Origin of the sequence: Trichococcus sp. (assembly GCF_049684335.1) — a bacterium.
Lineage (GTDB): Bacteria > Bacillota > Bacilli > Lactobacillales > Aerococcaceae > Trichococcus.
On the sequence record NZ_JBAVFV010000043.1, the window covers coordinates 33,183 to 56,244 of the forward strand.

The 23,062-nt window shown below is 50.1% G+C and carries 19 protein-coding genes, 1 pseudogene and 1 other annotated feature; of the genes and pseudogenes, 18 read left to right on the forward strand and 2 right to left on the reverse strand.

Annotated features, from left to right (window positions below; translation table 11 throughout):
* Positions 1-10 precede the first annotated feature (10 nt).
* The 13 genes and pseudogenes from WBM30_RS07515 to pepT all read left to right on the forward strand — a co-directional run bounded on the left by WBM30_RS07515 (position 11) and on the right by pepT (position 15,807).
* Entirely contained in the window at positions 11-940 is a 930-nt protein-coding gene (locus WBM30_RS07515) for a substrate-binding domain-containing protein (protein WP_424900117.1), read from the forward strand.
* Positions 941-1,218: 278 nt separating this feature from the next.
* Positions 1,219-2,382, forward strand: a complete 1,164-nt coding sequence (locus WBM30_RS07520) for an ATP-grasp domain-containing protein (protein WP_424900118.1) — start codon at positions 1,219-1,221, stop codon at positions 2,380-2,382.
* A 15-nt stretch (positions 2,383-2,397) separates the two neighbouring features.
* Positions 2,398-3,147: an esterase family protein gene (locus WBM30_RS07525; protein WP_424900119.1), complete on the forward strand. Its 750-nt coding sequence runs from the start codon at positions 2,398-2,400 to the stop codon at positions 3,145-3,147.
* Between the two features lie 413 nt (positions 3,148-3,560).
* On the forward strand, positions 3,561-5,225 hold the full coding sequence (locus WBM30_RS07530; protein ID WP_424900120.1) for a peptide ABC transporter substrate-binding protein: 1,665 nt from the start codon (positions 3,561-3,563) through the stop codon (positions 5,223-5,225).
* 200 nt (positions 5,226-5,425) lie between these two features.
* Positions 5,426-5,685: a binding site (T-box leader), on the forward strand.
* A 52-nt stretch (positions 5,686-5,737) separates the two neighbouring features.
* Complete coding sequence (locus WBM30_RS07535; RefSeq protein ID WP_424900121.1) at positions 5,738-6,781, forward strand: uroporphyrinogen decarboxylase family protein; 1,044 nt, start codon at positions 5,738-5,740, stop codon at positions 6,779-6,781.
* 153 nt (positions 6,782-6,934) lie between these two features.
* A complete protein-coding gene (locus WBM30_RS07540) occupies positions 6,935-7,993 on the forward strand; it encodes a Gfo/Idh/MocA family protein (protein ID WP_424900122.1) in 1,059 nt (352 codons plus the stop codon).
* Positions 7,977-9,080 (forward strand): uroporphyrinogen decarboxylase family protein, encoded by a 1,104-nt coding sequence (locus WBM30_RS07545; protein WP_424900123.1) that lies wholly within the window; start codon positions 7,977-7,979, stop codon positions 9,078-9,080. Before WBM30_RS07540 ends, WBM30_RS07545 begins: the two co-directional genes overlap by 17 nt.
* Positions 9,081-9,113: 33 nt before the next feature.
* A complete protein-coding gene (locus tag WBM30_RS07550; protein WP_424900124.1) occupies positions 9,114-9,986 on the forward strand; it encodes a transporter substrate-binding domain-containing protein in 873 nt (290 codons plus the stop codon).
* A 266-nt stretch (positions 9,987-10,252) separates the two neighbouring features.
* Positions 10,253-10,963, forward strand: a complete 711-nt coding sequence (locus WBM30_RS07555) for an amino acid ABC transporter permease (protein WP_424900125.1) — start codon at positions 10,253-10,255, stop codon at positions 10,961-10,963.
* A 24-nt stretch (positions 10,964-10,987) separates the two neighbouring features.
* A pseudogene (locus WBM30_RS07560) lies at positions 10,988-11,665 on the forward strand (amino acid ABC transporter permease); the annotation flags it as partial.
* Between the two features lie 88 nt (positions 11,666-11,753).
* On the forward strand, positions 11,754-12,494 hold the full coding sequence (locus WBM30_RS07565) for an amino acid ABC transporter ATP-binding protein (RefSeq protein WP_424900126.1): 741 nt from the start codon (positions 11,754-11,756) through the stop codon (positions 12,492-12,494).
* A gap of 214 nt (positions 12,495-12,708) precedes the next feature.
* Positions 12,709-14,376 (forward strand): peptide ABC transporter substrate-binding protein, encoded by a 1,668-nt coding sequence (locus WBM30_RS07570; RefSeq protein WP_424900127.1) that lies wholly within the window; start codon positions 12,709-12,711, stop codon positions 14,374-14,376.
* 129 nt (positions 14,377-14,505) lie between these two features.
* The gene (gene pepT, locus WBM30_RS07575; protein ID WP_424900128.1) at positions 14,506-15,807 is read left to right on the forward strand and encodes a peptidase T; all 1,302 of its coding nucleotides are present in this window, start codon (positions 14,506-14,508) and stop codon (positions 15,805-15,807) included.
* Positions 15,808-15,863: 56 nt separating this feature from the next.
* On the opposite strand, the gene fghA is transcribed toward pepT, so the two are convergent.
* Together fghA and WBM30_RS07585 are read right to left on the reverse strand one after the other, a co-directional pair.
* Positions 15,864-16,694: an S-formylglutathione hydrolase gene (fghA, locus tag WBM30_RS07580; protein WP_424900129.1), complete on the reverse strand. Its 831-nt coding sequence runs from the start codon at positions 16,692-16,694 to the stop codon at positions 15,864-15,866.
* 4 nt (positions 16,695-16,698) lie between these two features.
* Positions 16,699-17,814, reverse strand: coding sequence for an S-(hydroxymethyl)glutathione dehydrogenase/class III alcohol dehydrogenase (locus WBM30_RS07585; protein WP_424900130.1), 1,116 nt, complete (start codon positions 17,812-17,814; stop codon positions 16,699-16,701).
* Between the two features lie 124 nt (positions 17,815-17,938).
* Between WBM30_RS07585 and WBM30_RS07590 the strand changes: the two genes are divergently transcribed.
* From WBM30_RS07590 to ald, 5 genes are all read left to right on the forward strand, one after another.
* Complete coding sequence (locus tag WBM30_RS07590; RefSeq protein WP_424900131.1) at positions 17,939-18,277, forward strand: winged helix-turn-helix transcriptional regulator; 339 nt, start codon at positions 17,939-17,941, stop codon at positions 18,275-18,277.
* A gap of 290 nt (positions 18,278-18,567) precedes the next feature.
* The gene (locus WBM30_RS07595; protein WP_424900132.1) at positions 18,568-19,152 is read left to right on the forward strand and encodes an NfeD family protein; all 585 of its coding nucleotides are present in this window, start codon (positions 18,568-18,570) and stop codon (positions 19,150-19,152) included.
* A 12-nt stretch (positions 19,153-19,164) separates the two neighbouring features.
* Positions 19,165-20,667 carry a flotillin family protein gene (locus tag WBM30_RS07600; RefSeq protein WP_424900172.1) on the forward strand — a complete coding sequence of 501 codons (1,503 nt, stop codon included), beginning with the start codon at positions 19,165-19,167 and terminating at the stop codon, positions 20,665-20,667.
* Between the two features lie 158 nt (positions 20,668-20,825).
* Complete coding sequence (locus tag WBM30_RS07605; protein WP_424900133.1) at positions 20,826-21,914, forward strand: glycerol dehydrogenase; 1,089 nt, start codon at positions 20,826-20,828, stop codon at positions 21,912-21,914.
* A gap of 5 nt (positions 21,915-21,919) precedes the next feature.
* On the forward strand, positions 21,920-23,032 hold the full coding sequence (gene ald, locus WBM30_RS07610) for an alanine dehydrogenase (RefSeq protein WP_424900134.1): 1,113 nt from the start codon (positions 21,920-21,922) through the stop codon (positions 23,030-23,032).
* The last annotated feature ends 30 nt before the right edge of the window (positions 23,033-23,062 follow it).

Genomic DNA, 23,062 nt, shown 5'->3' on the forward strand with positions numbered 1-23,062 from the left:
AGGAATAAAAATGAAAAAATTATTGGGATTGACTGCTGCTTCTTTGTTACTGTTGGCTGGATGCGGAGGCGCTACATTGGAAGGCGACAACGCAGAAAGTGTTGCTGTGGAAGAGAAGGAAGCTTCCGAATTGGTTGTGGGAGCCTCTATTTCAACTTTGAATAATCCGTTCTTTGTTTCACTGGAAGCCGGTATCACTGGACTAGCGGAAGAAAATGGCACGAAAATCATCAGTGTCGATGCCCAGGATGATACGGCAAAACAGACGAATGATGTGGATGACCTTATCCAGCAGGGAGTCGATGTATTGCTGATCAATCCGGTTGATTCGGCTGCGATTGCTCCTGCTGTGGAAGCCGCAAACAGCGCAGGCATCCCTGTCATTACAATCGATCGTTCCAGCGACGGCGGAGAAGTAGTTACCTTGGTTGCCTCAGATAATGCAGCCGGAGGAGAGTTGGCTGCGCAATACATTGTCGAATTATCAGGAGAAGGAGCCAACACAGTCCAATTGGAAGGCGTTCCTGGTGCTTCTGCAACCCGTGAAAGAGGAGAAGGCTTTGCGAAAATCGCTGAGGAGGCATTGAATCTGTTGGACAGCCAAACAGCCAATTTTGACCGCGCTGAAGGACTGACGGTTATGGAAAACATGCTGCAGGCACATGCGGATATCCAAGCGGTATTTGCTCAAAATGATGAAATGGCATTGGGTGCCATTGAAGCCATCGAAGCTGCCGGTTTGACAGGGAAAATCCAAGTGGTTGGATTTGACGGAACGGAAGATGGCATGAATGCCGTTGAAGAAGGAAAAATGAGTGCGACAGTCGCACAACAACCTGAAGAAATGGGCAGATTGGCTTTACAAGCAGCCTTTGATTTCTTTGCCGGCAAGGAAGTAGATGCGTACATCGCTTCTCCGCTTGAGTTGGTCAAAAAATAAATAAAGAGTGTCTTGCAGGACCTCGAAGTGACTGCAAGTAAAGAAAGCCCCTGCCCTCGCGCCTTAATTGCGTGAGGGCAGGGGCTTTTTGGTGCAAGCCAGTTGTGTGTGCTGTGCATGCCTTTCGAGGTGCTGGATTTTAGCGGTCTTAGTTGATCAGAATAGTTCCTCTATTGTATCAATATTTTCCCTTTCCAACTGAAAAACGCTTGTAAATAGGCCGTCATAATGGTACATTCTCATTATAATCTAATCATCGGAAGAAAGAAGGGAACCCCATGAATTACGTTTTTATCTCTCCCCATTTTCCCAGTAATTTCAAGAATTTCGCAGTCGGTCTGAAGCGTGCGGGCGTGAATGTCTTCGGTGTCGCTAGCGAGCCGTTTGAGATGTTGGATGCTGACTTGCGCGAGAGCCTGACCGAATATTATCGCGTCAATGATATGGAAAATTATGACGAAATGCTGCGTGCGGTGGCTTACTTGACTTACAAGCACGGCAAGATGGACCGCATCGAATCGCACAACGAATACTGGCTGGCGCAGGATGCGCGTCTGCGCACCGATTTCAACGTCTTCGGCTTCAAAAACGAGGATATGGCCTTCGTAAAACTGAAGTCTGCCATGAAAGAAAAATTCAGAGAAATCGGCATCCGGGTAGCGCGTGGGCGTGTCATCGGCGATTATCATGATGCTCTCGGATTATGCCACGAATACGGATTTCCGGTCTGCATCAAGCCTGATTCCGGTGTAGGTGCGGCGGATACGCACAAGATCCGTTCCGAAGAAGAGCTCGGGCACTTTTTCCATGTGAAGAATCCATATGAGTCCTATATTTTGGAGGAATTCATCGACGGCAAGATCGTCACATATGACGGTCTGACCGATGCCGCAGGGAATATCCTTTTCGATGCCACGCTTGTTTACGAAAAAGCAGTGTTGGAAATCGTTGAAAAGAATGCGGATATGTTCTACTATGTGGACCGCAATATGCCGGGTGATCTGCGCGAAGTCGGAATCCAGCTCGTTCAAGCCTTCAATGTCCGCGAGCGTTTCTTCCATTTTGAGTTTTTCCGTTTACCTGATGGCAGCCTTGTTGCCCTGGAAGCCAACCTGCGTCCGCCTGGCGGGCATACGATGGACATGTGGAACTGGGCAAATGATGTCGATCTGTATGCAGCTTATGGAAATCTGGTTGCGACCGGCAATTTCACGGCGCAGATGAACACGCCTTACTACTGCTGCTACGTCAGCCGCAAGGGCGTCCATCCTTACCGCTTCACGCATGAGGAAGTGATCGCCCGTTACGGAGGCAACGTGGTCCTGTTTGAAGAAATGCCGGGAATTTTTGCGGCTATCATGGGTGATTTTGGTTATGTCATCCGTGCGGCAGAATATCAAGAACTGATGGACATTATCCATATGATTTCCATAACCGAATAGACTGGGGGAAATAAAATGCACGTAGAATATTCATCACAATGGAGCGGTCACTTGAACCGTGAGATGCGTTTCAATCGCTATGGACATGCGGGTAAACCGATCATCGTCTTCCCATCATCCGGAGGCAGCCACAACGAATACGCGGACTTCGGCATGATCGAAGCCTGCCAATGGTTCATCGACCAAGGCTTAGTGCAGTTTTATACACCGGACAGCATGGACAACGAATCTTGGCTGTGTGAATGGAAAAGTCCGTACGACCGCGCCAACATGCACGAACGCTATGACCGCTACATCATCGAAGAACTGGTGCCGCACATCAAGCATCAGACGAACCATCAGGGACCGATGATTACTACCGGCTGCAGCATGGGCGGCTATCACAGCCTGAACTTTTACCTGCGCCATCCGGACGTTTTCGACAGCGTCATCGCCTTGAGCGGCCTTTACGATGTCCGTTATTTCTTCGGGGACTACCATGACCGCAACGTTTACGAAAATTCCCCGATCGATTACCTTTGGAATCTGAACGACGGCTGGTTCTTGGACAAATACCGTTCCGGCAACATCATCGTCGCGACCGGCCAAGGCAACTGGGAAGAAGTCAGCATTAAAGACACACGCAAGATTGAAGAAGTGATGCGCTTCAAGAACATCCCCGCCTGGATTGATTTCTGGGGCGAGAACGTCCACCACGACTGGGAATGGTGGCGCGTCCAGATGCCGTATTTCCTGGGCAAACTGAATGAGCAAGGCAAGCTATAATAAATTAGAAATTTCTGTCCTTTCAGCGCTTCGCTGGGAGGGCTTTTTGTTGCGTGGGGATAAAACGGTCGGGGCCGAGGTCGGGTCGGTCGCCTTTTTTGCGCGTAAACATGGATAACTGGCCGGTATTCATGTTTTTCGTCCGGCGGCGGCTCAAAAAGATGGATTAATAAATTTTATTCATCTTTTTCATATGCCAGACACTCGAAAAGATGAATACTTGAACTTTATTCATGGTTTATCGATCCATAACCAACCCAAGCAAATCGTTGAACGTTTTTGCCTATCAACAGTGATCGATAATCCAGATTATCACAAAATTTAGATAGATGTTATGATAAACAAACACAAATGTAAATACGAATAATTAATTGGATATAATATAATGCGAAAAAGTGCCCAGGGGGAACGATATGAGAAGAGAAAAATGGTTGTTTTCAACAACATTGGCTATTAGTTTGGTACTTGCAGGTTGCTCGACAGGAGGAGCTGAAAGTGCAGGAAGTGATGCTGCAAGTAACTCCACGGCGAAAGCGGAAGTGGAACAGGTCATCACCGTGACGAACAGCGGTGAATTGGGAACTTTGGATAACGCCTTGGCTCCTGATATATCGAGTATGGTCGTCATCGGGAACGCTATTGAAGGCTTGTATCGTATCGGTGCTGATGGCGCATTGGAACTTGGGGTTGCTTCCGAGGAACCAAGCGTCAGCGAGGACGGTCTGGAATATACTTTTAAGATCAAGGAGGATGCGAACTGGTCCAACGGAGATCCGGTTACGGCGGAGGATTTTGTTTATACCTATCAAAAAATTGTGGATGCGAATACCGGCTCTCCAAATGTAAACAAGTTTTATGTCTTGAAGAATGCCCAAGCGATCAATGGCGGTACAGTGGATAAAACGGAATTAGGTGTGGAAGCCATCGATGAAAAAACAGTTAAATTCACTTTGGCGTATCCTACCACTTATTTCAAGGAACTCTTAGGGATGGTAGCTTACCTTCCTCAGAACCATACAGTGGCTACCGAATTGGACAGCAAGTACGGAACGAACAGTGAAAATACCGTCTACAACGGGCCTTTCATCGTGGAAGGCTGGGAAGGCACAGACCTAAACTGGTCATTTGTTCCGAATGAAGCATATTGGGATGTTGAAAATGTGCAACTCGACCAGATCAATTGGGAAGTCACGAAGGATGTAGCGACGAACGTCAATCTTTTTGAATCAGGCGATGTACAATTTACCCAAATCGGTAACCCGCATATAGAACAATATGAAGGCTCCGACGCTTTGGTCACTGAACCTAAAGCTTTGGTCGGCTATCTGTGGTTCAATCAAGATCGAACAAGTACGGGAAATGTTCATTTGAGAAAAGCCTTGTCGCAGTCTTTCGACAAGGAGGCATATGTTGAAACGGTCCTGAATGACGGATCTGTTCCTTTAAACGGCCACGTTCCTTCAAACTATGCCTATAATCCGGAGACGGAAGAAGATTTCCGTGCAGAAAATGGAGACTTGAGCGTGACTGATATTGAAGCTGCCCAAGCAGAATGGGAACTTGCCAAAGCCGAATTGGGCATTGAGACATTGGAAATCGAACTGTTGACATCCGATGCCGATACCTCCAAGACGACTTCTGAATTCCTGCAGGCTGAGTGGCAAAAAAATCTGCCTGGACTGACCGTCACAATCCGGAATGTTCCTTTGAAGAGTCGTCTGGAAGCTACTGCCAATGGTGAATACGACATTGCCTACGGTACCTCAACTCCTAGCTATGCGGATCCGATTGCCTTCTTGGACATGTACGAATCGACGAATGCTATGAATAGCTCCAATTACGCCAATGAGGAATACGATGCATTGCTTGCCGACACAAGAGGTGCATACGCAAACGATCCGGAAAAACGTTGGGGAGCTTTGCTGGCTGCCGAGAAATTATTGCTGACCGAAGATGCTGCGGCAGCGCCGATTTATCAGGGAGCCAACGCAAACTTGGTTGATCCTTCTTTGAAAGATGTCCAAATACAACCGGTCGGTATTCCTATGTACTTCCGTACGGCCTATGTCGCAGAATGATGAAGTGATATAAAGAGAAACTCCCGCCCTTTCAGGTGAACCTGAAGGGACGGGAGTTTTTTTCAGGAATGACAAAGATTGCCTTTTACCCAAGCCACGCCCCCACTGTTCGGTTTTCCCTGTCAACCCTGTTCGGAATCGTGTGCTTTTCAGGCCGTGGCTGCGGTGATAGACTGTGTCTATGAATCAAAGCCATACAGAAAAAAGCAAAGAAGAGGAAAGTACTTGTTGGATAGTCCTTCAGAGAGCTCTTGGTCGGTGGAAAAGAGCGGACGGCAGCACAGGAAAAATGGCCTCAGAGTTGATGCGCTGACAGGGAGTTTCCTTCAGGCGCGTCCGGATGCCCCCGTTAGACAGGCAGCAGTATCGGAGGCGATGAATCCCTCTGTACTGATTGAGATGGCAGTCGTAAGATTGTCATGAAGCAAGGTGGTAACGCGATCTAACCGTCGTCCTTTCTGGAATCGATCCAGGGAGGGCGACTTTTTATTTACACTTTAGGAGGAAAATATATGACAGACAATAACAGAAGAAAATTGATTTTTGACGCTTTCGACAACAAAGAAACGGAGCGTGTGCCGGTTGGCTTTTGGTTTCACTTTGTTTTCGGTGATGATCAATTCCGTGGTTTGGAGGACAGATTGGTTTTGGATCGAGTGATCGACGGGCACAAGGATTTCTATGATGCCTTCAACCCGGATTTCGTGAAAATTATGAGCGACGGCTTCTTCGGGCATCCGAGCCTTTTGGAAAAAAAAATCGAGCATGCGGATGACTTATACAACGTCAAGGCTGTGGGGCCGAACCACCCTTGGATAACGGAGCAGGTCAAGACGGTCAAACAAATCAAGGAATCCTTCAACGGCGAAATCGCAACCTTCTATAATATCTTTTCGCCAGCAAACTATATCCGGATTGCCTTCGAAGCGTGGGATAAGGATCCCGAAAAATTCACCCGTTTCTTTGAGACGGACCCGGGCGCTCTCGCTTATGCGGCTAATGAAATCGCCAAGGACGTGGCGCTTCTGACAAGGAAAGTCATCGAAGAGGCAGGTGCGGACGGCATCTACTTGAGCGTGCAGAATGTCCAAACAAGTGCAGCCACAAAAGAAGCCTACCACACCTATATCGCGCCGAGTGAATTGGATGTATTGGGGGCGGCGAACGCAGTCAGCGACTACAACATCCTGCACATCTGCGGCTATGAGCATAATCAAAACAATTTGTCGTACTACCGGGACTATGAAGCAAAAGCCTACAACTGGGCGGTCCACACTGAAAAAATCAGCCTGAAGGAAGGCAAAGATTTCTTCGGGAACAAAGCGGTGATCGGCGGCTTCGACAATAACGCCGGTACGCTGTTGGATGCAGGAAACGAAACGGACATCGCCCAGTTCACCGCCGACCTCATCCATGAAATCGGCGATACAGGCGTTATCATCGGAGCGGACTGCACAGTCAATCCAGAAATCGAACTAGAGCGTTTGGCCTTGGTCCGAGAAACAGCTGCAGGCGTGTCGGGCAAGAACCGCAAACAAGCGACTCCCTCGGCATAATTGAATTGACCGCCTGTGCCGGTGTTCGGCACAGGCGGTCAACCCTGATAGACAATCGGTATTATTTTTAAAAGAGCAGCCGTGATAGAATCAAGCACATAACTAAAACAGCCGTCTTCCGAAGAATCGGAAGGCAAAGAAAGGAGGGGTCCTATGGTCGGGGTTGTCATTATCGGTTGCGGGGATGTTTCGAAACAGAGGCACGCCCCTCTAAGCCACAAAAACGAAAAAGTCGATCTGATTGGATTCTATAACCGAACGATTGCCAAAGCAGAAGCTTTCCAAAAGAAGTACGGCGGAAAAGTCTACCGAAACCTTGAGGAAATCTGGGATGACGGAACGGTCGATGCCGTCATCGTTGCTACGAACGAACAATCGCACAGCCCCATCACCATCGCTGCACTTGAAGCAGGTAAGCATGTGCTGTGTGAAAAGCCAATGGCGGATTCGGTGGCCGAGGCAGAACGAATGCAGCAGGCAGCCGAAAAAACGGGCAAAAAGCTGATGATCATCCATAACCAACGGCTTTATCCCGCACATCAGCTGCTGAAAAAATTACTGGCGGAAGGTACACTCGGAAGGGTCCATGCTTACCGGACGACATTGGCCAACCAAGGCCAGGAAAATGACGGTTGGGGTACGGCATTCCCTGATTTCTACGACCGCATCGGCCATACGAACGGGGCTTTGGCTCAAGTGGGCGTCCACCGCATTGACTTGTTGAACTACTTGTTCAGTGAAGATCCCGTCATCGCAGTATTGGCTCACACCATGACGCAAGGCAAGCAGTTGGAGGACGGAAGCCCGGTTCCTTATGAGGATTACGCGGTACTGCAACTCCAACATCGCTCAGGCATCCAAGGGACCTTGCTGACCCACTGGTTCGATTATTCGAACGAAAGGCAGACCGTCATCTACGGAGAAAAGGCTACTGCCGTTACTTATGCGGACGGGCACCCGGTGGCAATCTACCGGAAGAACGGGGAAAAGACATACTTGGATGATCCGTCGCAGGACGGCTTGTACGTAGAACCATTGACACCAATCGTCGACAAGTTTGTCGAAAGCATCGAACAGGACACCATCCCTTTTGTGACAGCGGAACAGGGGATAACGGCATTGCGCATTCTTGACGCTGCCTACCGGTCGCAGGAAACGCAGACATGGACACCAATCGAACAGGAGGACGCACAACATGACAGAAACATTTAATGGAAGAAAAAGAATAGAAGCAGCACTCGCAAAGCAACCTTTGGACAGACCGGCCATCTCGGGTTGGCGCCACATGCCATTGGTCGATCGGGACGTCGAGGCATTTGCCGCAGCGACGATCGCCTTCACGGATGAGAACGATTGGGATCTGATCAAGCTGATGTCACAAGGGCAATTCTTCGCTGAATCCTACGGAACTCCTATCGAATTCTCGAAGGATGCGAAGGAATGGGCAGGCAAAATCCTGGAGTATCTGATCCGGAACGCGGAAGATTTGACGCGCTTGAAGCCGTTGCAAGCCGATAACTCTGTTCTCCAACGCGAAGCCGCTTTTGCCAAGGAAATCGTGAATCATTATCGAGGCGAAAAAGTGGTCGTCGGCACCGTGTTCTCGCCTTTGTCATGGGTGAAGCAATTTGCACCGGGTAACGATTCGATTGCGCATATCGTCGACGGACCTGAAGAAAGCCCAATCGCAGATTTTCTGGAAAACCACCGTGAGGAATTGAAGGCAGCCCTCGATGTGCTGCATGCCTCCAATAAGGTATTTGTGGATGAATTGATCGCTGCCGGCGTGGACGGTTTCTTCATCGCCGAGCAATACAGCCAACGCGGCGATATTTCCGAAGCGGACTACGCAGCTTTCGCCAAGCCTTATACGGATGACCTGTTGGCATACATCAACGACCGCACCTGGTTCAATATCCTGCATGCACATGGGCATGTCGATCTGGCTGTGGAACGTTTTATTGATTACGATGTCCAGGCCATCAACTGGGAAGACGGCAGCGATCACGCTGAAGACCCAACCCGGTTGAGTTTCCGGAAGCTGCGGGCGTTGACTGACAAGCTGCTGATCGGCGGTATCTCACCGAAAACTGATCTGACATTTTCGGACAATGCCCAGAAAGTCGAGGACTTGCTGGTCGATCGATTGGCGGACGTCCTCGCCGAAACAGGCGATACGGGCATCGTATTTGCACCGGGCTGCGCAATTTCATTGGAAGCCAACCCGGATTTTTATCAACGCATCAACGCTGCCGCCCAAAAAGTGAGCGCGACAACCATAAACGCAACGAACCATTAAACAAATCGGAAACATACAGGAGGAGCAAATTATATGAAGAGAAGAAGATTATTGACGACAGTAAGTTTATTGGGAGCGGCATTTTTGGCCGGATGCGGCCAGACGGATGCGGAAACGACGAGTGAGGCAACAAGCAGTTCCGTAGCTGAGACGGTGGAAGTGACAACAGTGACAGTCGCGCATACGCAAAGTTCAGCACCGATGAATTATGTGGATGAGAACGGCGAATCCACCGGCTATGAAGTCAGCGTTTTGAAAGCCATCGACGAGCTGTTGCCGCAGTATGAATTCGAATATGTGCCGACATCCGACGAGGATCTGCTGATCGGAATCGAATCCGGCAAGTACGATGTCGGAACCAAAGGCGCTTGGTACACAGAGGAACGCGCCCAGAAATTTATATTCCCTGAGAATTATATCGGTGCCAGCAGTATCGGGGTGCTGATCCGTTCGGAAGATGCCGAAGAAATCACCGACTTGGAGTCCTTTGCGGCTGCGGGCAAGAGCCTGGTTCCGATTTCGCCGAACAATGCCCAGTACAACGTGATCGAGGACTTCAATGCGGAACATCCGGATACACCAATCGAATTGACTGCGGCTGATGTATTCGAAATCGCCGATGCCTATACATGGTTGTTGGAAGGGCGCTATGATGGCTACTTCGCCGTCAAGACCGCTTATGAAGTAAATGTACTGGCAGAAGGCGCGCCGTACAGCCAATATAAGGATGACTTCTCTTACTTTGTCTACGAAGCGCTGCCAACTTGGCCGTTGTTCAACAAAGAACAGCAGGAACTGGCTGACGCATATGATGAAGCCTTCCTGCAATTGGAAGAGGACGGTACGATCGATGATTTGATGATCGAGTTCCTTGGCGAAAACACATTCCAATACGTGAAGGAATAAGCATAATAGTGCCGATGGGGACGGGTGTGCCGGGGAAAGCATCTGGATCAGCCGCAGACCCGGAAAATTTCCGAATAGTAGGGGGACATCCGACAAATTTGGCTCGATTATAGGTGGATTTGTCGAATGCAGACAGACATCCGACAAATCGACACCGACCACAAGAAAAATTCTCGAATGACAGACAGATATCCGACAAATCGGGTCTCCTGGCGTTGGCGGAGAACAGGAACAGGACAGACAAAGCTACAAAAGGAGGCTAAATGATGAATCGTCCATTTGACATCACTTATATTTGGAAGGCCGTGCCGGAAATTTTATCGGGTCTCGGCGTAACGTTGCAATTTTTGATCGGTACGATCGTGATCGGGGGGCTTTTGGGATTCTTGGCTACCTGGGCAAGGATCAGCGGTCCGAAATGGCTGCGGGCAATCGTCCTTAGCTACATCTGGATCATCCGCTGCACGCCTTCGATCGTCATGATGTTCTTGGTCTTCTACGGCTTGCCGGAGGTGCTGTTGGGCGTCTTCGACATCGACATCAACAGCTGGAATCGCCTCTACTTTGTCGTCATCGCCCTGTCGCTCCTGTTCTCGGCGCCTTGTTCGGAAATCATGCGTTCGGCTTACTCGGCAGTCGCTAAAGTTCAGCGTGAGGCTGCCCTCAGTATCGGCCTCAGCGAAGCGCAAGCGTTCAGAAGGATTATTTTGCCCCAGGCTCTGGTGAGTGCGTTGCCGAACCTCGGCAATTCTTTCATCCTGTTGATGAAAGAGGGGGCTTTGGCCTACACCATCGGCATCGTCGACATCATGGGTAAAGGCCAGCTGATCATCGGGCGCAATCTCGGCGGTTATTCGATCGAGACCTATATCGCATTGGCGGGCATCTATTGGCTCTTGACGCTGGCAATCGAGAAGGCGTTCAAGCTGGCGGAAGACAAATTATCGGCAGGAAAACAACCGTTGCGCGCGGCATAAGAGAGAGGAGCAAGACGCATGACCATTGATTTAGCCTATGTGAAGGAAATTTTGATCCTTGTGTTGAAGGGCATCCCGACAACGCTGCGCTTGACCTTTATACCGTTGCTCATCGCGTTGCCGTTCGCTTTCCTGATTGCGGTGGCGAGACAGCGGAACGTCAAGGTATTGGCCCGCATTTCCCAAATTTATGTGTCCTTCATCAGAGGGACGCCCTTGATCGTCCAGATTCTGGTGATGTACAGCCTAATCCCGAGTTTGTTGAACGTTCTCGTGAAAAGATGGGGACTCGATTACGATGTCTTCGGCATCAATCCGATCTATTACGCCTACATCGTCTTTACCTTGAATACAATCGCGATCCTGTCCGAGGTTTTCCGTTCGGCCCTCGAAACAGTCGACAAACGCCAGCTGGAGGCGGCCCTTTCGATCGGTCTGCTGCCGGTTCAGGCCTACAGTCGGATTGTGATTCCGCAAGCGTTGGTGGCGGCCACGCCGAACTTGTGCAACAGCACCGTCAATCTGCTGAAATCGACATCGCTGGCCTTTCTGATGTCGGTTCAGGACATCACGGCCATCGCCAAGACGGAAGCGGCATTCGGCTACAACTATCTTGAGTCTTACCTGGTGATTTTCATTGTGTACATTGTCCTTTGCTCGCTCGTTCAGGTGTTTTTCCAACTGCTGGAGCAGCATTTGTCCCTCTACAAGCGTGGACGTAAAATTACGGTAAAATCAGAAAATGATAAGCAGCCGGAGTATTTTGAAGATGCACGAAAGGAGCGATACCATGCTGGAATTGAGGAATATTCATAAAAAATTCGGCGAATTGGAAGTACTGAAAGGTGTGGACATAGAAGTCGAAAAAGGCGATATCGTCGTGATCCTGGGCCCAAGCGGTTCGGGCAAGACGACCTTGTTGCGCTGCATCAACTTTCTGGAGCGAGCGGACGAAGGATCGTTGCATTTCGATGAAATCCAGACCGAATTTTCGAAAGCAAGCAAGAAGGACATCAACGCGGTAAGGAAAAAATCGGCATTCGTTTTCCAAAATTATGGCCTGTTCGACAACAAGACGGTGCTGGATAATGTCACCGAGGGCCTGATCATCGGAAGGAAAGTGCCGAAGAAGGAAGCCATTGAGATTAGCATCCGCGCATTGGAAAAAGTCGGCTTGAGCGATCGCTTGGCTTACTACCCTTCGCAATTGTCAGGAGGCCAGCAGCAACGGGTGGGCATCGCCCGCGCCTTGGCTGTGAATCCGGATGTCATCCTGTTCGACGAACCCACTTCGGCTTTGGATCCGGAACTGGTCGGCGAAGTGCTGCAGGTCATCCGCAAACTGGCCGAGGAAGGGACCACCATGGTAATCGTCACGCATGAGATGACCTTCGCCAAGGAAGTGGCCAACCGGGTCATCTTCATGGACCAGGGCGTCATCGTGGAAGAAGGCACGCCGGAGGATATTTTCGGCAATCCGAAAGAAGCCCGCACCAGAGGGTTCCTGCAGCGGATTCTGGCCCGGGCTTGAGCCCGGAGCAATCCCCTGCATCGCTCGTCCTGCCGTTCACAACGGGGGACGGGCTTTTTCTGTTTTGTGATGTATCGCTTTTACCTATCACACGTGTTCGGAAATCGGAATTATCCTTAAGCCAGTCTGAATGGTAAGCTACTTGTACATACATATAAAAGAAATGAATTCCAATATAGGAATAAAAATAATGAAAATCGTCAGGAGGAACAGTATGTTAAAAGATAAATGGGTCATCACTACAACGCTAGCGATAAGTTTGGTGTTGGCGGGCTGTTCGACTGGTGATGCCGCAAATACAGAAAGCAGCGAAGGCACAGCTACTTCATCTACTACCAACGCTGCAGAGCAAGTCATCTCGGTCACGAACACGGGAGATTTGGCATCCTTGGATAATGCAGTCTCCGCGGACAACGCAAGCTTGGTGGTGCTTGAGAACGCGAACGAAGGTCTTTACCGCGTCGGCGACGATGGTGCATTTGAATTGGGTATCGCCGCCGAAGAGCCGGTTGTCAGCGAAGACGGACTGGAATATACTTTCAAGATAAGAGAAGATGCAAATTGGTCGAACGGGGATCCGGTGACCGCGGAAGATTTCGTCTATACCTATCAAAAAATCGTGGATCCGGCGACGGCTTCCCCGAACGTCAATAAACTGTATCCCTTGAAGAATGCGGAAGCGATCAACAATGGGGAGTTGGATAAGGCGGAACTGGGAATCGAAGCAATCGATGAGAAGACCGTGAAGTTCACTTTGGGTAATCCGACCGCTTATTTCAAGGATTTGTTGGGGACGTCTTCCTATTTACCGCAGAACCACCAAGTGGCGAGCGAATTGGGCAACGCCTACGGAACGAACAGTGAAAACACTGTGTACAACGGACCTTTCATCGTGGAAGGTTGGGAAGGCACGGATCTGAACTGGTCGATGGTTCCGAACGAAGCCTATTGGGACGCGGAAAATGTCCAATTGGATCAAATCAACTGGGAAGTCAGCAAAGAAATCGCCACGAACATCAATCTGTTCGAGTCCGGTGAGGTCCAATTGACGCAGATCAGCAATCCTTACATTGAACAGTATGCAGGATCCGACGCTTTGGTGACGGAACCGAAAGCTCTGTCCGGCTATGTCTGGTTCAACCAAGGCCGCACGAGCACAGCCAATGTCCATCTGCGGAAAGCCTTGTCCTATTCATTCGACAAGGAAGCATATGTGGATACCGTTTTGAATGACGGTTCCGTTCCTTCAAATGGTTTTGTGCTTTCCAATTACGCCTTCAATCCGGAAACCGATGAAGATTTCCGCGAAGAGAGTGGAGATTTGGCCGTTTACGATGTGGAAACGGCTCAGACCGAATGGGAAACCGCAAAGGAAGAATTGGGCATCGAAACGCTGTCGATTGAATTGCTGACTTCCGATACGGAAACATCCAAAACAACTGCCGAATTCCTGCAATCGCAATGGCAAGAGAACCTGCCGGGCTTGACGATCACGATCCGCAATGTGCCTTTGAAGAGCCGGATGGAGTCAACCACGAACGGTGACTATGACATCGCCTATGGAACGTATACGCCGAGTTATGCCGATCCGATCGCTTTTTTGGAGATGTATGAATCAACAAGTGGCCTGAACAGTTCCCGCTTTGCGGATGAAGGCTACGATGCTTTGCTGGATGACACCAGAAGCACGTACGCCAACGATCCGGAAGGCCGTTGGGAAGCACTGTTGGCGGCTGAAGAAACACTGATAGCCGAGAACGCCGTGAATGCGCCAATCTATCAAGGCGCCAACGCCAACTTGGTCGATCCATCCTTGAAGGATGTGCAGATCCAACCTGTAGGTGCAGCGATGTATTTCCGCACGGCTTACGTGGAAGATTAAACTGAAAGCAGACTGAAATCAAGCACTTGAGAAAATATCCGCTTAACGGACTGCCTTCAGAAGGCGGCCGTTAGTCGGATATTTCCTTATATAGATACTAGAAGCGTCTAGGAAAGGCGGATGAGGAATATGAACGAAAAACTATTGGAAAGATTCATCGCATACGCAAAGGTCGACACGCGTTCGGACGACAGCAGTTACACGGTACCGTCCACGCACAGCCAAGTGACATTCGCCCTGGAATTGGCGAAAGAATTGATTGCGATCGGTTTGGAAGAGGTCGAATACAATGAAACGAACGGCTTCCTGACGGCGACCTTGCCGAGCAATACGGCAGAAGCAGTGCCGGTCATCGGTTTCATTGCACATCTGGACACGGCCGATTTCAACTCGGTTAATATCCGTCCGCAGGTCCACTCTGCTTATGATGGCGGTGACATCGTCCTGAACGAGGCCGAGCAGATCGTCCTTTCGCCGAAGGAATTCCCGCGCCTGCGCAACTATATCGGGGAGACGGTCATCACGACGGATGGTACAACTTTGTTGGGCGCCGACGACAAAGCTGGCATTGCTTCCATCGTGACCGCCTGCGAGCAATTCCTCGCACATCCGGAACGGAAGCACGGGAAGATCCGCCTCGCTTTCGGACCCGACGAAGAACTGGGAGCTCGCGGGGCGAAACTGTTCGATGTGGAGCATTTCGCGGCTGACTTCGCCTACACGATCGATGGCGGACCGATCGGAAATCTGACCTACGACAACTTCAATGCGGCCCAAGCCGAACTCACCATCCGCGGCACGAGCGTCCATCCCGGTTCCGCAAAGGATACGATGGTCAACGCTTTGCTGGTCGCCAGCCAATTTGCGATAGCTTTGCCTCAGCACGAAACTCCGGAACGCACCAGTGGCTACGAAGGATACTACTTCCTGACTTGCCAGAGCGGGACCGTCGACGAAGTCAAACAGACTTACTACATCCGCGATCATGACCGGGAAGGCTTCGCTGCCCGTAAGCGACTCTTCACCGAACAGGTGGCAACTTTCAACTCCCAATTTGCCGATCCGCGTATTTCCTTGACGTTGTTCGACCAATACTACAATATGCGCGACATCATCGAGCGGCATCCGGTCGTCGTTGACCTGGCTGTGCAGGCTTATGAATCCTGCGGCATCACGCCGGTCTTCAAACCGATGCGTGGCGGTACGGACGGCTGCATCATCTCGCACAAAGGCTTGCCGACCCCGAACCTGTTCTCCGGCACAGAAAATGGCCATGGGAAATACGAATTCGTGACGCTGGAGACGCTGGAGAAATCCGTCGATGTCATCATGGCGATCGCCGAAAAGAATGCTGCGTTGGTTGGAACTGCCGAGGTTGCCGGGAATACCGGGCATGTTGCGGTTGCCGAATACAGTGTGGAAATTGGATAACTATAAACGGATGTGATGCCAAAAAAAACGGATTCCGCAGCGGAATCCGTTTTTTTCTACCCCAAATAGTCTGTATGGAATTGCAGATGTTCTTCTATAAAGGAAGCAATCGTAAAGTAACTATGATCGTAACCATCCAATTTTTTGTAGCTCACTTTTTTACCTTCAGCGGCTTTCAGGAAGGCTTCCTCGTTCAGCTGGACTTCATAAAAATTGTCAGCTGTCCCTTGCGAAATATGGATGGGCGGAGCTGTAGGGCTTTGCGCGATCAAGCTGGTCGTATCCCACGCTGTCCAGTCTTTTTCATCGGACCCCAAGTAGGCGGTGAAGGCTTTTTGGCCCCAAGGAACCTGTGACGGATTCAGGATAGGTGCGAAAGCGGAAATGGAGCAGTAGCGTTCCGGATTTTTCAATCCGATCACCAACGCACCGTGTCCACCCATCGAGTGGCCCATGATACTCTCTTTTCCTGAAAAATTGGGAATCAGAGTGTAGACAAGTTGAGGCAGTTCTTCCGTCAAATAATCATACATCCGATAATTTTTTGCCCACGGTTCATGGGTCGCGTTCAGATAGAATCCGGCGCCTTGGCCCAGATCCCAGCTTTCGTCATCCGCCACATCCGTTCCGCGCGGTGAAGTATCCGGCATGACGACTGCCAATTGGTGTTGGCTTGCGTATTTTTGGAATGCGCCTTTTTGGCTGAAGTTGTCGTCCGTGCAAGTCAGTCCCGAAAGCCACCAAACCAAGTGTGTCGGCTTGTTGTCTGTTTGTTTCGGCAGGAACAGGCTGAAAACCATGTCGCAATCCAGTGCTTCAGAATAGTGACGGTATTTTCTTTGTTCGCCCTCAAACACTTTATGTGTTTCGATCAAAGTTATTGTCATATATTTATTCTCCATAGGTCAAGATCGTGCGGATGGACTCCCCTTTGTGCAACAGATCGAAGGCTTCGTTGATGTCGGTGAAATTCAGATGATGCGTGATGAAGCTGTCCAAATCGATTTCGCCGTTCATGAAATCATCCACCATTCCGGGTAATTCCGTACGGCCTTTGACACCGCCGAACGCGGAACCTCTCCAAACGCGGCCTGTCACCAATTGGAACGGGCGTGTATGGATTTCTTTGCCTGCTCCCGCGACACCGATGATGATGCTTTCACCCCAACCTTTGTGGCAAGCCTCCAAAGCGGCTTTCATGACTTCGACATTTCCGATGCATTCAAAACTGTAATCCACGCCGCCGTTGGTCATTTCAATCAAAACTTCCTGGATCGGACGATCATGATCGCTTGGGTTGACGAAGTCAGTGGCACCCATTTTTTGGGCCAATTCCCATTTTGCGGGGTTCATATCGACAGCGATGATGCGTTTGGCTTTGGCTTTTTTCAATCCTTGAATCACGGCCAAACCGATTGCGCCCAAACCGAATACTGCCGTCACAGCACCTTCTTCCACTTTAGCGGTGTTTTCGACGGCACCGAGTCCGGTCGTTACCCCGCAACCGAACAAAGCGACTTTATCGAGCGGTGCTGCCTTGTCGATTTTCACTAGGTTGATCTCGTTGACGACCGTGTATTCGCTGAAAGTGCTTGTCCCCATATAGTGATAGATCGGCTCGCCGTTATAGGAGAAACGGGTCGTGCCATCCGACATCAAGCCTTTGCCCTGTGTTTCGCGCACGGCTGAACACAGATTCGTCTTCCCGGACAGACAGAATTCGCATTCCCCACACTCGGGTGTGTACAAAGGAATGACATGGTCCCCTGGCTTGACGGAAGTGACTTCATCGCCTACGGAAACGACCACGCCGGCTCCTTCGTGGCCCAGTACAGCAGGGAAAACACCTTCCGGATCTTCGCCTGATAAAGTGAAGGCATCCGTATGGCAGACGGAAGTGTAAAGGATTTTCACCATTACTTCTTTAGATTTTGGCTCTGCTACATCTATTTCCACGATCTCCAACGGTTTGCCTGATTCAAAAGCGACAGCTGCTCTACTTTTCATAATTTTATTTCCTTCTTTCTTGAAAATTGTATTTCGTTCTGTTTCAGAATACTATATAATGACTGTTATGTGAATACTGACATATTTGTCACCGTGATGAATTTTCAAGAAACGAGGCAGTCCTATGATCCAATACCAAGAGAAAGAATTTTACAATACAAAAGATTTAGCCCTATCTGTTGTGGGGGGAAGATGGAAAATTGCAATCATCTGGTCCTTGCTACATAACGGCACGCTGCGGCTGAGCGAGTTCAATAAGATCCTCCCTGATATCAACCAGCGGATGCTGATTCGGCAGTTGCGGGAGCTGGAGCGCGACCTGATCATCGCAAGGACGGTCTATCCCGTAGTTCCGCCGAAAGTGGAGTATCATCTGACGGACATCGGCAAGGAATTGGCGCCGGTCGTCCAATCCATTTGTGACTGGGGAGACCAATATCTGAAAGTCGTAACGGCAGAATAGGCTCTGATCGAATCATTAGCCAGATGTTTATAAGGCTGTAAGAATCCTGAAGACCCGCCAAACCCGTTTTGGCGGGTTTTTAGCGTCGAAAGGTAAGCGGAATACACCTCCAAAAACCAGTTGGCCGCCTATCTCAGCGAATATAACGTAAAATAAACGGCCAAACGACCGTTGGCGGGTTATCTCAGGCAGAAGGGTTCTGGCTTTACTTCCGGCTGCGTTTGCTCGATAATGAACATGTATGCGGCACTTTTGTTACAGAAAATTACCTGAAAGGAGGATGATGAAATATGCTTACTTTTTTCCAAACGATTGAGCCGTTGGAATTGCTGTTCATCATCGGGGTGGCCGGCACTGTCCTGACATTCCCGCTCAATGATATTTTGTCTGTGGGATTCTACGATATCACTGACTTTTTCCTGGGTATTTTGACGACGAGCCTGCTCGTCAATGCGCTGCAAAAATCGGATGGCTGGTCATTTGGATTATTTGCATCGGCTTTTCTGGTTGTTTCAGCCCTCATCATCGCCTTCAAGATTTTCTTTGTCCTGCCCTTATTGAAACGGGCAGAAAACAGTACCGTCACGAGTTCGAAAGATTTGGAAGGCAGGGAAGCAACGGTGACTGTGCCAATCGGGCAGACCACGATCGGGGAAATCATCGTATCGACTGGGTTCGGTAAAATGAACAGAATGGCGCGCATCTACGCCAGTCCAGATACAGAAGAGGTGCGGAACATCGCCAGCGGGGAAACGGTATTGATCATTGAAATCCGGGATAGCATCGCCTATGTCACACCGTACAAAAATGCTATCCACAATCTGGTGGATGAGCCTACTACATGGAATCAAAAAAAATACAAAGGTGGGAAATAAATGACGAATTTTTTGGATCAGTTTATGGGTATTGGTATTTTAGTGGTTTTACTGGTGGTTGCTTTGATTATTTTCATCGGGCGATACAAGACAGCTTCACCGGATAAAGCACTGATCGTCAGCGGGAGTTTTCTTGGCAGCAAAAACACGCACATCGACAAAGCTACAGGCAACACGATGAAGATTGTCCGCGGTGGCGGTACTTTTGTCATCCCGGTATTTCAGACAGCCAAGGAATTATCGCTCTTGTCGAGTAAATTAGAAGTCAGCACGCCGGCTGTCTATACGGAGGAAGGTGTCCCTGTTTCTGCGGATGGGACGGTCATCATCAAGGTCGGTTCCACAGTGGAAGAAATTGCCACCGCGGCCGAACAATACTTAAGCAAGCCGACAGAGGATTTGGAGAATGAAGCCCGCGAGGTGTTGGAAGGACATCTGCGTTCCATTTTGGGTTCCATGACGGTCGAGGAGATTTATAAGAACCGCGATAAGTTTTCGCAAGAAGTGCAAGCGGTCGCCAGTGTGGATTTGGCGAAGATGGGCTTGGTCATTGTCTCTTTCACTGTAAAGGAAGTGACGGATGAAAATGGTTATCTGGATGCTCTTGGGCAACCACGTATCGCCCAGGTAAAACGGGATGCGTATATCGCTCAGGCAGAAGCTGACAAGGAGACGCGCATCAAGCGTGCCCAAGCTGAACAAGAATCACAGCAAGCCGAAATTTTGAGAGAGACCCAAATCGCGGAATCGAATAAACAAAAAGAATTGAAATTGGCTGCATTCCGTCAAGAGCAAGATGTAGCCAAAGCAAAAGCCGATAACGCCTATGCTTTGGAAAAAGCGCAGCTGGATATCTTGTTGAAAGAAAAAGAAATGAACGTTGAAATCACGGAACGTGTGAAACAAATCGAACTGGAAGAGAAAGAAATCGTCCGGAGAGAAAAACAATATGATGCAGAAGTGCGTAAAAAAGCCGATGCGGAGCGCTATGCAATCGAAACGAAAGCGGCAGCCGACAGACAGAAATCAATCTGGGAATCCGAAGCGCGTGCCAAGGAGAAAGAGTTGAACGGTTTGGCGGAATCCGCCAGTATCCTTGCGATTGGGGAGGCCGAAGCGAAAGCGAAGGAAGCGTTAGCGAATGCATTGAAACAATATGGGGAAGCAGCCATCTTGACGATGCTGATCGAAAAATATCCGGATATCGTGCGTGCTGCTGCTGAGCCAATTTCCAATATCGACAGAATTACGGTGATAGACGGCGGCAATGGCAGCCAAGGCGCTGCCAAAGTAGCCAATTATGCCAGCCAAGTCCTGACTGCCACCCAGGAAGGGCTCAAAGAAACGACCGGGTTAGATGTAACGGCATTGATCGAATCGTTCGTCGGAAACAAAAATATCGGCAGCAAATTGGGAGTGCTCAATGAGACAATGGCAGCAGAAATTTCAGCAGGTAAGGTGATTAGTCCTTCTGGAGCCGACAAAGAAGCGGAAATGGAAGCCACCATTTCTTAAAAGTAGGCATGCAGGCAAGGCTTTGCAAACAGAATACGCATAAAATCATAATCCTTCGGAAGCATAAGACCCCCGAAGGATTTTTTGATTTTGATTGAGCTAGCTGTGGTAAAATAAAGGCATGATAAATAAATCGCAAATGGAAAAGGGGCGCACATATGGCTTATCATGTTTTTCGGTCGCCTAGCCGGTATATTCAAGGAGTAGGTGCTATAGACGCATTGGGGAAGGAAGCGGCTGTCTACGGGAAAAAGGCATTCCTGCTTACGGATGATTTCGTTTGGGGCTTGCTCCAGGAAAAAGTGGAACGGGCTCTGGAGGGTTTTCCCTATCATTATGAAGCATTCACTGGTGAAGCCTCGCTGGAAGAAATGGTCCGCTTGGCTGACGAGGTCGCCGATGCGACGGCGGACGTCATCATCGGCCTCGGAGGCGGTAAAATCATCGATGTTGCGAAAGGCATCGCAGCTGCATGCGAATTGCCGGTCGTGATTGTCCCCACCACCGTTTCCACGGATGCACCGACTAGCGCCATCTCTGTTCTCTATACGCAGGACGGGTTGTTCGACCATTACCGTTTCTATGCGAAGAACCCTGATCTGGTGCTTGTTGATACGCAAATCGTTATCCAAGCACCGATCCGTTTTTTTGCAAGCGGGATGGCGGATGCCTTGGCGACCTGTGCGGAAGCGTTGGCAACGAAAGCTTCCGGGGAGAATGCGTTGGCCGGAGGATTGCCTACCATCGCCGGCACCGCGATTGCGAAGGCCTGCGAAGAAACCTTGTTCCGTGAAGGCCTCAGCGCGTTCGCTGATGTCCAAAAAGGATTGGTGACGCCGGCTGTCGAGGCGATTGTCGAGGCGAATACGCTGCTGTCGGGACTGGGCTTTGAAAATGGCGGCTTGGCTGCCGCGCATGCGATCCATAATGGCTTCACAGCCATCAAAGGCAAGGTCCATCGCTTGACGCACGGGGAAATAGTCGGCTTTTGCCTGTTGGTCCAACTCGTTCTTGAAGGGCGCCCTCACGCAGAATTCAAAAAATACAGCCAGTTCCTGGCGGCGATCGGCATGCCGACGACTCTGGATGGGATGCATCTGACCGGAGCCACGCGGGAAGAGCTTGTTAAAATCGGAAAACTTGCAGTGGCACAGAGCAACACCATGAAAAATCTAAATAAAAACATAACGGCTGAGCAAGTCGCCGACGCCATTTTGGCGGTGGACGGATTTGTCGGAAAGGACTGATCGGGATGATCATCGGAGTGCCGAAGGAAATCAAAAATAACGAAAACCGGGTGGGTGTGGTGCCTGCAGGTGTGCAGTTGCTGGTCCAGAACGGCCATCAAGTGTGGGTCCAATCCGGCTGCGGCCTCGGCTCGGGATTCGAAGACGGACAGTACGAAAAGGCAGGGGCGACAGTATTGGAAGACGCAACCAAAGTATGGGCCGCCGAACTGATCATCAAAGTGAAGGAACCGCTGGAATCGGAGTACCCATACTTCCGCGAGGACCTGATTCTGTTTACCTACCTGCACTTGGCTGCCGCACCGGAATTGACGAAGGCGATGCTGCAAGCGGGCATGACTGCAATCGGCTACGAAACGATGGTCGGCAAAAAAGGTGATTTGCCGTTGCTCACGCCGATGAGCGTCATCGCAGGCCGTCTTTCCGTCCAGATCGGCGCGCAGTTCCTGGAAAAACCATACGGTGGCAAAGGTGTTTTGCTAAGCGGCGTTCCGGGTGTGGCGAACGGGAAAGTCGTCATCATCGGCGGCGGTGTGGCTGGACGCAACGCGTTGCAGATCGCGTTGGGGCTCGGTGCCCATTGCACAATCCTGGACGTCAGACCGGAGATCTTGACGGAAATCGAGAATTTGTACGGGAATGCAGTCATCACCTTGCTTTCGAACGAGTGGAACATTGCCCATGCCATCAAGGATGCCGATGTTGTTATCGGGGCTGTCCTGATTCCCGGCCGGAAAGCGCCGACGTTAGTGACCGAAGAAATGGTGAAAAGCATGCAGCCGGGTTCCGTAATCGTCGATATCGCAGTGGATCAAGGTGGCATCTTTGAAACCGAAGACCGTACGACCACACACGATGATCCGGTTTATGAACGATATGGCGTCCTGCATTATGCGGTGCCGAACATGCCGGGCGCCGTTCCGCGCACAGCCACGATTGCGTTGACGAATGCCACGCTGCCTTATGCAGTGGAAATCGCGAACCAAGGCGCGCGGCAAGCGGCGGCAAACAATCCGACCATCCAGACCGGATTCAATGTGCACAGCGGCAAACTGACGAACAAAGACGTCGCCGAATCGATCGGCGCAACCTATACTCCAATCGAAACTTTGTTGTGAAAGGCACCGGATTTCCTGAGATATCAAACA